The sequence below is a fragment of the Bradyrhizobium cosmicum genome (assembly GCF_007290395.2).
GTDB classification, from domain to species: Bacteria; Pseudomonadota; Alphaproteobacteria; order Rhizobiales; family Xanthobacteraceae; genus Bradyrhizobium; species Bradyrhizobium cosmicum.
This window is the reverse complement of sequence record NZ_CP041656.2, coordinates 6,850,229-6,863,040: the sequence shown is the minus strand read 5'-3', so window position 1 is coordinate 6,863,040 and position 12,812 is coordinate 6,850,229. Positions and strand designations below refer to the sequence as shown.

14 protein-coding genes are annotated in these 12,812 nt (G+C 65.4%); 12 read left to right on the top strand and 2 right to left on the bottom strand.

The window, feature by feature from the left end; genetic code table 11:
* Positions 1 to 27 precede the first annotated feature (27 nt).
* Complete coding sequence (phnF, locus tag FNV92_RS32715) at positions 28 to 759, bottom strand: phosphonate metabolism transcriptional regulator PhnF (RefSeq protein WP_143843002.1); 732 nt, start codon at positions 757 to 759, stop codon at positions 28 to 30.
* Positions 760 to 878: 119 nt separating this feature from the next.
* Here phnF and phnG point away from each other — a divergent pair, with 119 nt between their 5' ends.
* The 10 genes from phnG to FNV92_RS32665 all read left to right on the top strand — a co-directional run bounded on the left by phnG (position 879) and on the right by FNV92_RS32665 (position 10,435).
* On the top strand, positions 879 to 1,343 hold the full coding sequence (gene phnG, locus FNV92_RS32710) for a phosphonate C-P lyase system protein PhnG (protein WP_143843003.1): 465 nt from the start codon (positions 879 to 881) through the stop codon (positions 1,341 to 1,343).
* 4 nt (positions 1,344 to 1,347) lie between these two features.
* The gene (gene phnH, locus FNV92_RS32705; protein WP_168213451.1) at positions 1,348 to 1,956 is read left to right on the top strand and encodes a phosphonate C-P lyase system protein PhnH; all 609 of its coding nucleotides are present in this window, start codon (positions 1,348 to 1,350) and stop codon (positions 1,954 to 1,956) included.
* Positions 1,957 to 1,958: 2 nt separating this feature from the next.
* Entirely contained in the window at positions 1,959 to 3,062 is a 1,104-nt protein-coding gene (locus tag FNV92_RS32700) for a carbon-phosphorus lyase complex subunit (protein WP_143843004.1), read from the top strand.
* Positions 3,059 to 3,955 (top strand): alpha-D-ribose 1-methylphosphonate 5-phosphate C-P-lyase PhnJ, encoded by an 897-nt coding sequence (locus tag FNV92_RS32695; protein ID WP_143843005.1) that lies wholly within the window; start codon positions 3,059 to 3,061, stop codon positions 3,953 to 3,955. The genes FNV92_RS32700 and FNV92_RS32695 overlap by 4 nt, the downstream gene beginning before the upstream one ends.
* On the top strand, positions 3,948 to 4,745 hold the full coding sequence (gene phnK, locus FNV92_RS32690) for a phosphonate C-P lyase system protein PhnK (protein ID WP_143843006.1): 798 nt from the start codon (positions 3,948 to 3,950) through the stop codon (positions 4,743 to 4,745). Before FNV92_RS32695 ends, phnK begins: the two co-directional genes overlap by 8 nt.
* Before the next feature lie 8 nt (positions 4,746 to 4,753).
* Complete coding sequence (phnL, locus tag FNV92_RS32685) at positions 4,754 to 5,452, top strand: phosphonate C-P lyase system protein PhnL (RefSeq protein WP_168213783.1); 699 nt, start codon at positions 4,754 to 4,756, stop codon at positions 5,450 to 5,452.
* 11 nt (positions 5,453 to 5,463) lie between these two features.
* Positions 5,464 to 6,621, top strand: coding sequence for an alpha-D-ribose 1-methylphosphonate 5-triphosphate diphosphatase (locus FNV92_RS32680; RefSeq protein ID WP_143843008.1), 1,158 nt, complete (start codon positions 5,464 to 5,466; stop codon positions 6,619 to 6,621).
* Positions 6,618 to 7,229, top strand: a complete 612-nt coding sequence (gene phnN / locus FNV92_RS32675; protein ID WP_143843009.1) for a phosphonate metabolism protein/1,5-bisphosphokinase (PRPP-forming) PhnN — start codon at positions 6,618 to 6,620, stop codon at positions 7,227 to 7,229. Before FNV92_RS32680 ends, phnN begins: the two co-directional genes overlap by 4 nt.
* A 10-nt stretch (positions 7,230 to 7,239) precedes the next feature.
* Positions 7,240 to 7,851, top strand: coding sequence for a pyridoxamine 5'-phosphate oxidase family protein (locus tag FNV92_RS32670; RefSeq protein WP_143843010.1), 612 nt, complete (start codon positions 7,240 to 7,242; stop codon positions 7,849 to 7,851).
* A gap of 340 nt (positions 7,852 to 8,191) precedes the next feature.
* On the top strand, positions 8,192 to 10,435 hold the full coding sequence (locus FNV92_RS32665) for an outer membrane protein (RefSeq protein ID WP_143843011.1): 2,244 nt from the start codon (positions 8,192 to 8,194) through the stop codon (positions 10,433 to 10,435).
* Positions 10,436 to 10,470: 35 nt separating this feature from the next.
* Here the strand turns inward: FNV92_RS32665 and FNV92_RS32660 are convergent, their stop codons facing one another.
* Positions 10,471 to 11,202, bottom strand: coding sequence for an SDR family NAD(P)-dependent oxidoreductase (locus FNV92_RS32660; RefSeq protein WP_143843012.1), 732 nt, complete (start codon positions 11,200 to 11,202; stop codon positions 10,471 to 10,473).
* Between the two features lie 386 nt (positions 11,203 to 11,588).
* On the opposite strand from FNV92_RS32660, the gene FNV92_RS32655 reads away from it, so the two are divergent.
* Together FNV92_RS32655 and FNV92_RS32650 are read left to right on the top strand one after the other, a co-directional pair.
* Positions 11,589 to 11,810 (top strand): hypothetical protein, encoded by a 222-nt coding sequence (locus FNV92_RS32655; RefSeq protein WP_015688999.1) that lies wholly within the window; start codon positions 11,589 to 11,591, stop codon positions 11,808 to 11,810.
* A 21-nt stretch (positions 11,811 to 11,831) separates the two neighbouring features.
* On the top strand, positions 11,832 to 12,785 hold the full coding sequence (locus tag FNV92_RS32650) for an aliphatic sulfonate ABC transporter substrate-binding protein (protein WP_143843013.1): 954 nt from the start codon (positions 11,832 to 11,834) through the stop codon (positions 12,783 to 12,785).
* Positions 12,786 to 12,812 lie beyond the last annotated feature (27 nt).

Genomic DNA, 12,812 nt, shown 5'->3' with positions numbered 1-12,812 from the left:
GTGATAACGGGGAGAGGAAGAGGCAGCTCACCCGTTCTCCACCAGAAACTCCACCCGCTCCGCAGCGAACCGCGAGTGCTTGGTCACCAGCGGTTTGCCGTCGAGATCGTGATCGGTCGCGTCGACCACCAGGATCGGCCGGCCCAGCGGCAGGTCCAGCCGTGCAGTGTCGGTCGCATCCACGATGCCGGCCGTGATCCTCGTCGCGCCGCGGCGATAGTCGCGCACGCCATAGTGCTCGAGCAATTTCGTCATCGAACGCGTCGCGGCGAACACCTCGCCTGCGCCCGGAAACAATTCCGCTGACAGCCAGGTGGTGGAGACACAAATCGGCGTGCGGTCGGCTAGCCGGATCGCCTCGATCCGCACCAGCGGCGCGCCGGTCTTCAGACCGAGCTCCCGCGCCAGTTCACGGGTCGCGACGTCATCGGTCGCTTCGATCAATCGGCCATGCGGCTCGCGGCCGTCGGCACCGACGATCTCGGAGAAGCGCGTGCGCGAGCGCAGGGGATAAGCGAGGCGCTGCGCCTCGACATAGGTTCCGCTGCCGCGCTCGGCACGCACGATGCCGCGCTCGGCAAGGGCTGCCAGCGCGCGCCGCACGGTGTGGCGGTTGACGCGATAAGTTTCGGCGATCTCCGTCTCGCCCGGCAGCTTGTCGCCGGCCGCAAAGCGGCCGTCGGCGATGCCGCGCTCGATGCCGTCGGCAACGAGGCGCCACAGCGCGACGCCCGAGGAGGCGGTGTCCTGCATGCTCATGTCGCCGGCAACCTACTCCAGAAATCACACCTTTGTCACGAAACAGTCATGGCGCTTGCGTATCAAGTTGTCTAGTATCATAGACAACTTGGATTCGGCAAGTTTCGCAACAGAGCTCGGTGGATTTGGTGACCCAGCACAATACCCAGCAAGCCCAGCGCCAGGCCGCAATGGCCGTGCTGGCGCACGCGGAGGCGGGCGAGATCGCCGCCCGCCTCCGCAACTTCGCGCTTCCACCCCATCAGGATCTGCGCGCGCCGGAAAACGGCCTCGTCATGCTGCGCGGGCGGGTCGGCGGCGACGGCGCGCCGTTTAATCTCGGCGAAGCCACGGTGTCGCGCGCTGCGGTGCGGCTTGCGAGCGGCGAAGTCGGCTTCGGCTACACGCTCGGGCGCGACGGCGAGAAGGCGCGGCTGATCGCGTTGTGCGACGCGCTGGTGCAATCGCGGGATTTCGGCGCATCGGTCGAGCGGGACATCATCGCGCCGTTGCGCGAGCAGCTTGCGATGCGTCGCAAGCAGGCGGCGGCGAAGACCGCGGCGACGAAGGTTGATTTCTACACCATGGTGCGCGGTGAGGGGTGAGGCCATGACGACGATTGCGGAATTGCCGCCGGGTTTCGCCGACAAGGTGCTGTCGGCGCAGTCAACCTTCCGTTCGGTCATGGACGCGATGGCGCGGCCGGGCTCGGTCCAGCGCATCGTGCCGATGGCGGGAGCGCCCGGTCCGATGATGCGCGGCACCGCCGCGATCGCGCTGACGCTGTTCGACCACGACACGCCGCTCTGGCTCGATGCGCGAATGTCGGAAAGCTCCGACGTGGTGAAGTGGTTGAAATTCCATACCGGCGCGCCGGTGGTGCAGGACTCCTCGATCGCGAGCTTCGCGCTGATCAGCGACGGCGGCTTGCTTCCGGCGCTCGAGCGCTTCGCGCTCGGCACCAGCGAGTACCCCGACCGTTCGACCACATTGATCGTTCAGGTCGAGAGCCTGGATGCGGGCCGCAGCTTCGAGCTGCGCGGCCCGGGCATCGACGGCGTCGCCACGCTCAAGGCGACGATCAAGCCCGCCGATCTGTTCGAGCGCCTGCATCTCAACGAGGCATTGTTTCCGCGCGGCATCGATCTGGTGCTGGTCGCCGATGATTCCGTGGTGGCGATCCCGCGGACAACGCGGGTCGTAGTTAAGGGAAGCTAAGCATGTATGTCGCAGTCAAGGGCGGCGAGCGCGCCATCGAGAATGCCCATCTGCTGCTCGCCAATGCGCGGCGCGGCGACAGAAGCGTCGCAGAAGTCTCCCTCGACCAGATCTCGGAGCAGCTCGGCCTCGCCGTGGATCGCGTCATGAGCGAAGGCTCGCTCTATGATCGCGAGCTGGCGGCGCTCGCGATCAAGCAGGCGCGCGGCGATTTGATCGAGGCGATCTTCCTGGTCCGCGCCTTCCGCGCCACCTTGCCGCGCTTCGGCGCCAGCGAGCCGGTCGACACCGGTGCGATGCGCGTGCAGCGGCGGGTGTCCTCGACCTTCAAGGACATTCCGGGCGGCCAGATTCTCGGGCCGACCTTCGACTACACCCATCGCCTGCTTGATCCTTCGCTTGGCCAGGGCTTTGTGCCCGAAGCGCCCGCGACGGCGGAAGCTTCGACCGCGCCGACGCCGCGCGTGACCGACATTCTGGGCCGCGACGGGCTGATCGAATCGTCGCCGCAAGCGGAGGAAGGCGCCAGCGTCGGCGATCTCACCCGCGAGCCGCTGAACTTCCCGGCTGATCGCGACCTGCGCCTGCAAAACCTCGCGCGCGGCGACGAAGGTTTTCTGCTGGCGATGGGCTACTCCACCCAGCGCGGCTATGGCCGCAACCATCCGTTCGCCGGCGAGATTCGCTTCGGCGAGGTCGAGGTCGAATTCGCGGCGGAGGACGTCGGCTTCGCCGTGCCGCTCGGCTCGATCGAGCTCACCGAATGCCAGATGGTCAACCAGTTCAAGGGTTCCGCGACCGAGGCACCGTGCTTCACCCGCGGCTATGGCCTCGCCTTCGGCCAGAGCGAGCGCAAGACCATGTCGATGGCGCTGGTCGATCGCGCGCTGCGTGCCCGCGAGCTGGGTGAGGAGGCCCTCGCCCCGGCGCAAGATGAAGAATTCGTGATGTCGCATTCGGACAACGTCCAGGCGACCGGCTTCGTCGAGCATCTGAAGCTGCCGCATTATGTCGACTTCCAGTCCGAGCTCGGCCTGCTCCGCAAGCTGCGCAAGGAGTTCGCGGAAGCCAGTGCGCCCGACGTCATGAAGGAGGCCGCGGAATGAACGCGCCCGCCTACAATTTCGCCTATCTCGACGAGCAGACCAAGCGGATGATCCGCCGCGCGATTCTCAAGGCGATCGCGATCCCCGGCTATCAGGTGCCGTTCGCCAGCCGCGAGATGCCGATGCCGTATGGTTGGGGCACCGGCGGCGTGCAAGTGACTGCGGCGATCCTCGGCCCCCAGGACGTGCTGAAGGTCATCGACCAGGGATCCGACGACACCACCAATGCGATCTCGATACGCAAATTCTTCGCCAAGACCGCGGGCGTTGCGACGACCACGGCGACGAATGAGGCGACCGTGATCCAGACCCGTCACCGTATCCCGGAGACGGCGCTGCAAGAGAATCAGGTGCTGGTCTACCAGGTGCCGATTCCGGAGCCGCTGCGTTTCCTCGAGCCGCGCGAGACCGAGACGCGGCGCATGCACGCGCTCGCCGAATACGGCCTGATGCACGTCAAGCTCTACGAGGACATCGCCCGCTTTGGCCATATCGCGACCGCCTACGCCTATCCGGTGAAGGTGAATGCGCGCTACGTGATGGACCCGTCGCCGACGCCGAAATTCGACAATCCCAAGATGGACAATTGCCCGGCGCTGCAATTGTTCGGCGCCGGCCGCGAGAAGCGCATCTATGCGATCCCGCCTTACACGCAGGTGGTCTCGCTCGATTTCGAGGATCACCCGTTCGAGCCCTATCGTTTCAACGCGCCCTGTGCGCTGTGCGCGGCCGAAAATTCCTACCTCGACGAGATCGTCACCGACGACAAGGGCGGGCGGATGTTCGTCTGCTCGGACACCGACTATTGCGAGGGGCGCCAGGCCGCCGGCCACCACGGCAGCGAGAGCGCTGCGCCGTACAAGGAGAAGGCGCAAGGAGGCTCAAATGGCTGATCAAGACATGCTCGAGACCGACGAGCCGCTGCTGGTCGCGCAGTCCCTCAGCAAGTCCTACGGCCGCATCGCCGCGTGCCGCGACGTGTCGTTCTCGCTCTATCCCGGCGAGGTGCTGGCGATCGTCGGCGAGTCCGGGTCGGGCAAGTCGACGCTGCTCCAATTGCTGTCGGGCCAGCTCGCGGCCAGTGCCGGCCATGTGTCCTACCGGATGCGCGACGGCATCACCCGCGATCTCGCCACGCTCGGCGAGGCCGAGCGGCGTTTCCTGTTCCGTACCGATTGGGGGTTCGTGCATCAGGATCCAGCGCAGGGACTGCGCATGGCGGTCTCCGCCGGCGCCAATGTCGGCGAGCGGCTGATGGCCGTGGGCTGGAATCACTACGGCCGCATCCGCGACACCGCGTCGGACTGGCTGACCCGCGTCGAGATCGACATCGCTCGCATCGACGATGCGCCGCGGACCTATTCCGGCGGCATGCGCCAGCGTCTCCAGATCGCCCGCAACCTCGTCACCGAGCCGCGGCTGGTGTTCATGGATGAGCCGACCGGCGGTCTGGACGTATCCGTGCAGGCGCGCTTGCTCGACCTCGTGCGCAGTCTCGTCTCGGAGCTGGGCCTCGCGGTCGTCATCGTCACCCACGATCTCGCCGTCGCGCGATTGTTGTCGCACCGCGTGATGGTGATGAAGGGCGGCCGCGTCATCGAGACCGGCCTCACCGACCAGGTGCTCGACGATCCCCGCGAGCCCTATACGCAGCTTCTCGTCTCCTCGATTCTGCCGCCATGAGCACCCCGATGACCGCCATGATCGACGTCGCCAACGCCAACAAGACCTTTACGATGCACCTGCAGGGCGGCATCGAATTGCCCGTCGTGAGCGGCGTGACCTTCCGCGTCGAAGCGAGCGAATGCGTCGTGCTGTCGGGGCCATCGGGCGCCGGCAAGTCGTCGATCCTGAAGATGATCTTCGGCAATTACCGCTGCGACTCCGGCCGCATCGGCATCCGCCATCGCGGTGCGGTGATCGATCTCGCCACCGCCGAGCCGCGGCAGGTCCTCAACGTCCGCCGTGCGACCATCGGCTATGTCAGTCAGTTCCTGCGCGCGGTGCCGCGCGTTGCGACCATCGACGTCGTCGCCGAGCCCTTGATCGTGAACGGCATGGCCCGCGCCGATGCGCAGGCGCGCGCCGGCCAGTTGCTGCATCGCCTCAACATCCCCGAGCGGCTCTGGCAGCTTCCGCCGGCGACCTTCTCCGGCGGCGAGCAGCAGCGCGTCAACATCGCGCGCGGCTTCATCTCGGAGTTGCCGATTCTGCTGCTCGACGAGCCGACCGCCTCGCTCGATGCCGCCAACCGCGCCGTCGTGGTCGAGCTGGTGGCCGAGAAAAAGCGCCAGGGCGTCGCCATGGTCGCCATTGTCCATGACGACGAAATCCGCCATTTGATTGCCGACCGCGTCGTTGACGTCACCAGCTTTGCTGCCGCGGCCTGAAGGACATCGAAATGAACGCCAAGCCGAAGGATACCGTGATTGCCAATGCCAGGATCGTGCTGGCTGACCGGGTGATCGAGCAGGGCTGGCTTGCTCTCGCGGGTGGTCGCATTGCCGAGATCGGCGACGGCAGGGCCCCGGCCGGCGCGGAGGACGTCGGCGGCGACCTCATCATGCCCGGCCTGATCGAGCTGCACACCGACCATCTTGAAGCGCATTACGTGCCGCGCCCTAAGGTGTTCTGGAATCCGGTCGCGGCCGTAATCTCCTATGACGGCCAGCTGGCGACCTCAGGCATCACCACCGTGTTCGATTCGCTCCGGGTCTGGCGCGAGGATGGCGCCGAGGAAGTCGATGGCCGGGCCGGCGTGCTCGCCGCGGCGATCACGACCGCACGCGATGCCGACCTGCTGCGGGCCGACCACTTCCTGCATCTGCGCTGCGAGATTCCGATGCCGAGCGTGGTCGAGGAGGCCAAGGAGCTGATCGACCGTCCCGACGTGCGGCTGATGTCGCTGATGGACCACACGCCCGGCCAGCGCCAGTTCCGCGACGAGGTCAAGCTGCGCGACTATTACCGCGGCAAGGGCGGCGGCAAGACAGACGCCGAGCTCGACGAGCTGTTCGCAAAGCGCTTCGAATATCAGAAGAAATATGCCGCGGCCAACATGCGCGAGATCGTGTCGCTGGCGCACAAGTACAACATTCCGCTCGCGAGCCACGACGACACCACCGAGGAGAACGTCGTGGACGCCGTGCGCGATCGCGTGTCGGTGGCCGAATTCCCGACCACGCTGGAAGCCGCGCGCGGACTGCATCAGGCCGGCATCGACATCCTGATGGGGGCGCCGAACGTCGTGCGGGGTGGCTCGCATTCCGGCAACATCGCCGCGGTCGATCTTGCCCGTGAAGGCCTGCTCGATATCCTGTCGTCGGACTACATTCCGTCGAGCCTGCTGATGGCCGCGCTGCAACTGCCCGAGCATGTGCCCGCGATCAGCCTTCCGGCGGCGGTTCGTACCGTGACCAAGGCCCCCGCCGAGGCGGTTGGCCTCACCGATCGCGGCGAGGTCGCAACCGGCAAGCGCGCCGATCTGATCCGCGTGCACGTTGCCGGCCAGGTTCCGGTCGTTCGAAGCGTCTGGCGCGAAGGAACCCGCGTCGCATGAGCGAGACCACGACCATGACGCAGGGCGAGGCGGGTAAGATTGGCCCCGGCCGGCTCGTGCTCGTGGTCGGCCCGAGCGGGGCCGGCAAGGACACCTTGCTGCGGCTGGCGCAGGCGGCCTGCGTCGACGACCACGACATCGTCTTCCCGCGCCGTGTCGTGACGCGCGAGTCCTCCGCGGACGAGGACAATATCGCGGTCAGTCCCGACGAATTCCGTCGCTCGCAGGAGCACGGCGATTTCGCCGTGCATTGGGACGCGCACGGACATTCCTATGCGCTGCCGCTCGGCATCAATGACGATATCCGGGCCGGGCGTGCGGTCGTTGCCAACGTTTCGCGTACGGTGATCGGCGAACTGCGCAAGGCCTACGCCAACGTCGTCGTCGTCGCGATCACCGCGCCGCCGGACGTGCTGGCACAGCGGCTGGCCGCCCGCGCCCGGCACAGCGACGGCAATATCGGAGATCGCCTTGCGCGCAGCATCAGTGACGCTTCGGCCAGTGCCGATGTCACCATCCTCAATGCCGGCAGCGCGGACTATCACAGCCGCCAGCTCGTGCGCGTCATCAGGAATGAATGCTGGCACGAGGAGCGGCCTGCACAATAAGGAGACTGGAATGTCGGTGATTGAGACGGTCGAACAGCTCGAGGCCATCTACGGTGACGTCGGTGATGCCTCGACCGTGAAAGTCGCCGACCATGTCACACCGCTCTACCGCATCTTCATCGAGAAGTCGCCGTTCGCAGCTCTCGCCACCATCGGGCCGGAGGGGATCGACTGTTCGCCGCGCGGTGACCTGCCCGGCTTCGTCCGCATTCACGACCCCAGGACGCTGATGCTGCCGGACCGGCGCGGCAACAACCGGGTCGATTCCCTGCGCAACATCGTCCGCGATCCCAGGGTGTCGCTGATGTTCCTGATCCCCGGCTCCGGCAATGCGGTCCGCGCCAACGGCCGCGCGCAACTGTCGATTGATCCGCAACTGCTGGCCTCGTTCAAGGTCGAAGGCAAGGCGCCGCGCAGCGTCATGGTGATGGAGATCGACGAGATCTACTTTCAGTGCGCCCGCGCCATCGTCCGCTCCGACCTCTGGAATCCCGACAAGCGCATCGATCCCAAGACCCTGCCGACGCCGGGCCAGATCCTCGCCGAGATGAGCGAGAACAAGGTCGGCGGCGCGGAATACGACCGCATCTGGCCGGAGCGGGCTGCGGCAACGATGTGGTGACGATCTCTCTCTGCCGCCTCCTTCTTTGGTACGGATGGCGGAGATGATCTCAGCGGGCGGCTCCGCCGAAAATTTCCGTTCGGCGGTACACGCCCGATTTCCTTTTCCGACGATGGTGACAGCACAAGCCATCGGTCAGCGCGTTGGCCGGGTTCAGCCGTTGCAGCTATCGGTTGCGGCTTGGCGCGACTTTTCAGCGGTTTCTCGCACCTAACTGTTGCCGGCAGGGCACGTCTTGGACCTTTGACATCCTGGGGTAGTGTTGCCCGTGGTCTTTCTGGGAACCGCGTGATGTATTGTCCGGGACTGTTTCCGAATGTTTCCATTCGAGGGAATGCCCGTGTCCGCCGATTTGCTGTCTGCTCCGGCGCCCCTGCGCCGCTCGCTCTTGGCCGGCACCTCGCTCCTGGCGCTCGCGGGACCGGCCTTCGCCGCCGACCTGCCGATCGCGACCAAAGCGCCGCCGCCGGCAATTGCCGCCTCATGGGCCGGATTTTATCTCGGCGCGCACGGCGGCTACGGCTGGAAGAAGGACGATTTTTCGCAATCCGATAACTTCACCTTCACGGCGCCGCAGCACATCAACGGCGTCAAGTCGCAAGGCGCGGTCTATGGCGGTCACGCCGGTTACAATTGGCAGTTCGGTCGTGCCGTAACCGGCCTCGAACTCGATTTCAGCGCCGGCGACATCAAGGGCAGCAACAGCATCAGCGAAACCACGCTTGCGGGAACGCGGACGGTGACGCTGTCGCTGGCCGAGAACGTCAAATATCTCGGCAGTGCCCGCGCGCGTCTCGGTTGGCTGCCCACCGACAACGTCTTGCTGTACGGCACCGCCGGTCTGGCTTGGGAGCGGCTCGATGTCACGGCGAGCAGTCTTCTGACGGACAGTCCGCCGGCTGCTCCGGCGACGCAACTCATCACCACGAAGACTGCGATCGACAAATTCGGCTGGGTCGCGGGCGTCGGTGCCGAAATGATGCTCGGGAGTCCGAACTGGATCGGCCGCGTCGAATATCTTCACTACGATTTCGGTCAGATTCAGACCGCGACCAGCTTCAACCGCGTGGGTGGCTTCACCCCGGAGCTCTCGACGGCCGGATCGCAGACCATCGACATGGTGCGCGCCGGAGTGTCCTACAAATTCGGCGAGCCCGCGCATGTCAACAGCCTGGCCTATTACGGCAAGGCGCCCGTCGCACCTCCGCAGGCGAGTTGGGCAGGCTTCTATCTCGGCGTCCATGGTGGCTATGGCTGGGGCGACGACCCGTTCACGGTGCCTGGCACCGTCTTCATGTTCCCGGACGGGACGTCGATCAATGGCGTCAAGTCCAAGGGCTGGGCGGCCGGCGGGCATATGGGTCACAACTGGCAATACGGCCGTGCCGTGGCTGGCCTCGAGATCGATCTTAGCGCCGCGGACATCAAGGGTACCTCCAACACCCTCTTCCGGGCTATCGGCGGCGGCGGTTCGATCAGTATTTCGGTCAACGAGAAGGTCAAGTATCTGGGCACGGCGCGTGCCAGGCTCGGCTGGTCACCTCTGGACAGCCTTCTGCTCTACGGCACCGCCGGTCTTGCATGGGAACGCCTGGAAAACGGCTCGACGTTCGTGCAAGCCGACCCGCTCGGCACGGTGACGGGGGCGTCGAACGTCCCTGCCGATCGTTTCGGCTGGGTCGCCGGCGCCGGCGGTGAAGTGATGCTCGGCAGTTCTAACTGGATCGGCCGCATCGAATATCTGCATTACGATTTCGGTCGCGTTTTTCAGGAACAGACGTTCAGTCTGAGCGGCGCTCCGCCTGTGTCGCTTGCGGTCACGGCGGGGCATCAGACCATCGATCTGGTCCGCGCTGGCGTATCCTACAAGTTCGGACCGGACGCCGCCGTGACCAGCCCCGCAGCAGCGATGTACGCCAAGGCGCCGCGCGTGGCGCCGCCGAGCGCGAGCTGGGCCGGGTTCTATCTCGGCGCGCATGCCGGCTACGGCTGGAAGGAGAACGATTTCGCCCTCAGCTTCTTCGATACCTTTGTTGGCGGCATCAAGTCCAAGGGGTGGCTCGCCGGCGGCCAGGCCGGCTACAACTGGCAATATGCCAGCGTGGTCGCGGGTCTCGAAATCGACGGCAGTGCTACCGGCATCAAGGGCAGTTCGGCAACCGCGACCAGCCCGCCGTTCAATTTGACGCTGTCCGACAACGTCAAATATCTCGGCACCGCGCGGGCCCGGCTCGGCTGGACCCCCGCCCCAACCTGGCTGCTCTATGGCACTGGCGGTCTCGCCTGGGAGCGTGTCCACCGCTCCTCGTTCGAGTTCGATGCCTTCCCGGGTACCCCCGCGACCAGCACCAACGAGGTCGCGCGAGACCATTTCGGATGGGCCGCCGGCGCCGGCGTCGAGACTTTCATCGGCAGCCCGAACTGGATCGCGCGACTGGAATATCTGCACTACGATTTCGGCAAGGTCGAATCCACCTTCAGTACGATCTCGACGGCCGCTGGCACTGCGACAACGATCGAAAAGGGCGGTCGTCAAACCATCGACACCGTTCGCGTCGGCGTCTCCTACAAGTTCACGCCGTAGCCGTTCTTCGCGCCGACCTCGTCCCGGCAACGGTGCTAATTGAACGCCATCCCGCCGCTCAGCGCGACGGTCTGTCCGGTCATGTAGGCATTGTCGACCAGCAGCATCACCGCCTTCGCCACTTCGTCCGCCGTGCCGAAGCGGCCGAGCGGGATGCGGCTGACGAGTTGCGGCTGGCCGCTCATCATGTCGGTCTCGATCAGCGACGGCGCCACCGCGTTGACGGTGATGCCTTCCTTCACCAGTCGCGCCGCGTAACCGCGCGTGAGGCCTTCCATGCCGGCCTTGGACGCATTGTAGTGTGGGCCGATCGAACCGGCCCCGCGCGCAGCTCCGGAGGAGATGTTGACGATGCGACCCCACTTCCGCGCGCGCATCGACGGCAGTACTGCCTGCGTGCACAGGAATGCGGATTTCAAATTGACCAGAATCGTCCGGTCGAAATCGTCCTCGGTGAGATCGTCGACGCCGCGGGTGATGGCGATGCCGGCATTGTTGACGAGAATGTCGATCGGTCCGAGCCCGGCCGAGACGCGCTCGACCATGTTCATCACGGCCTCGCTCTGTGAGACGTCGGCTGCAACCACGATCGCCCGCCCGCCCCGCTTGACGATCTCGCCCGCCAGTTGCTCGGCTTGTCCGATCCGTTCACGGCAATTGATCGCCACGGCCGCGCCTGCATCGGCCAGCGCGCGGCAGACGGCAGCGCCAATCCCGCGCGAGCCGCCGGTGACGAGCGCCGTGCGCCCTTTCAGATCATCCGCCATGCCTGGACCTCCCAATCCTCACCTGCGCCGGCGGGAGCATAACATGCCGGCCGTGCGCCCGCGTTGAACTCATTGCGAGATGAATCTGTCTGTCAGTGCTTGCGGCGGGAGAAGCGCCCGAGCGCGCCGCGGCCAAATATGGATAGCCATTTCATTGACCAATCGGGCCAATCGCCCGATATTTGCAGCATCGAAACTGCTCATCGAGCTAGATGCCGCAACATGAGAACCGATCACCAGCGCAATCCCGGCAACATGCACGCATGCATGACGCGGCGCTGTTTCTCGGCGGCCACCGGCGCCTGTTGTTGCTGACCGCGTCCTAACAGCAAATCCACACCGAAGATTTCAGACAGGAAGCGCCGATATCCGGCGAACGAGCAGCCATGTCCCAATCCCAGTCCAGCGCCTACATCATCGAGATCCACGACCGCGCCGCCGGCATCATCACACGCGACGATCGCGGCTTCCGCTTCTTCTCCTCCGAGCGCTTGTTCGACAGTCTCGAAGGCCGCCAGTTCCGCTCGGCGCGCGAGGCCGAGCGCGCCGCCCGCGCGGTGTTCGCCGAACGGGGCGGGCGCGCGAATTCTCAACTCTTCGCCAACTGATCTCACCGAAAGGACCATGTCATGATCACCCGACGACACGTTCTCGCCACGGCACTCGTCCTTGCGACAGCTTTGGCCGCACCCGCGCGCGCTGAAGACAAGCCGGCGGAAATCCGCATCGGCACGCAGAAGGGCGGCTTCTTTCCGGCGGTGCGCCAGCGCCAGACGCTCGAAAATGCCTTCAAGCCGCTCGGCATCGAGATCAAGTGGATCGACTTCCAGTTCGGCCCACCATTGCTGGAGGCCATCAACGTCGGCAGTGTCGATTTCGGCTATGTCGGCGACGCCCCGCCGATCTTCGCCCAGGCCGGCGGAGCGAGAATCCGCTACGTCGCAGCGGTGAAGTCGGACGGCAACACCCAGGCGATCATTGTACCCAAGGACTCTTCGATCAAGACGCTTGCCGACCTCAAGGGCAAGCGCGTCGCGTTCGGCAAGGGATCGAGCGCGCACAATCTCCTGGTCGCGGCACTCGAAAAGGCCGGTCTTTCGTGGACCGATATCACGCCGGCACCGCTTGCACCGGCCGACGCGACAGCGGCCTTCGTGAAAGGGTCGGTCGACGCATGGTCGATCTGGGATCCCTATTTCGCGCTTGCCGAGTTGAAGGAAAATGCGCGAGTGATCGCTCTCGACAAGGACGTCCATCAGCCGAACGCCTTCTATATCGCCGGCACCGACTTCGTCGAAAAATATCCATCCCTGGTCGCCAAGCTCAACACGACGTTCGCATCGGAAGGCGTGTGGGCGGATTCGCATCACGCGGAGGTGGCGAAGGCGCAGGCCGAAGCGACCGGTGTCGATCTCGAAGCGATCAATCGCTTCGTCGACCGCTCGAACTACCGGATCGTGCCGGTCGATTCCGAAGTGATCAAGAGCCAGCAGGCCGTGGCCGACCGTTTTGCAAAGCTCGGCCTGATCCCGAAGCCGGTCAACGTCTCCGACATCGTCTGGAAGTGGACGCCGGGCTCCTGAGTTGTCGTCATGCCCGGGCTTGTCCCG

What these genes read in the sequence shown, in the direction of transcription:
- phnF (WP_143843002.1), bottom strand. Translation starts at nt 759, where the DNA reads ATGAGCATGCAGGACACCGCCTCCTCGGGCGTCGCGCTGTGGCGCCTC.
- phnH (WP_168213451.1), top strand. Translation starts at nt 1,348, where the DNA reads ATGACGACGATTGCGGAATTGCCGCCGGGTTTCGCCGACAAGGTGCTG.
- FNV92_RS32700 (WP_143843004.1), top strand. Translation starts at nt 1,959, where the DNA reads ATGTATGTCGCAGTCAAGGGCGGCGAGCGCGCCATCGAGAATGCCCAT.
- FNV92_RS32695 (WP_143843005.1), top strand. Translation starts at nt 3,059, where the DNA reads ATGAACGCGCCCGCCTACAATTTCGCCTATCTCGACGAGCAGACCAAG.
- phnK (WP_143843006.1), top strand. Translation starts at nt 3,948, where the DNA reads ATGGCTGATCAAGACATGCTCGAGACCGACGAGCCGCTGCTGGTCGCG.
- phnL (WP_168213783.1), top strand. Translation starts at nt 4,754, where the DNA reads ATGACCGCCATGATCGACGTCGCCAACGCCAACAAGACCTTTACGATG.
- FNV92_RS32680 (WP_143843008.1), top strand. Translation starts at nt 5,464, where the DNA reads ATGAACGCCAAGCCGAAGGATACCGTGATTGCCAATGCCAGGATCGTG.
- phnN (WP_143843009.1), top strand. Translation starts at nt 6,618, where the DNA reads ATGAGCGAGACCACGACCATGACGCAGGGCGAGGCGGGTAAGATTGGC.
- FNV92_RS32670 (WP_143843010.1), top strand. Translation starts at nt 7,240, where the DNA reads ATGTCGGTGATTGAGACGGTCGAACAGCTCGAGGCCATCTACGGTGAC.
- FNV92_RS32660 (WP_143843012.1), bottom strand. Translation starts at nt 11,202, where the DNA reads ATGGCGGATGATCTGAAAGGGCGCACGGCGCTCGTCACCGGCGGCTCG.
- FNV92_RS32655 (WP_015688999.1), top strand. Translation starts at nt 11,589, where the DNA reads ATGTCCCAATCCCAGTCCAGCGCCTACATCATCGAGATCCACGACCGC.
- FNV92_RS32650 (WP_143843013.1), top strand. Translation starts at nt 11,832, where the DNA reads ATGATCACCCGACGACACGTTCTCGCCACGGCACTCGTCCTTGCGACA.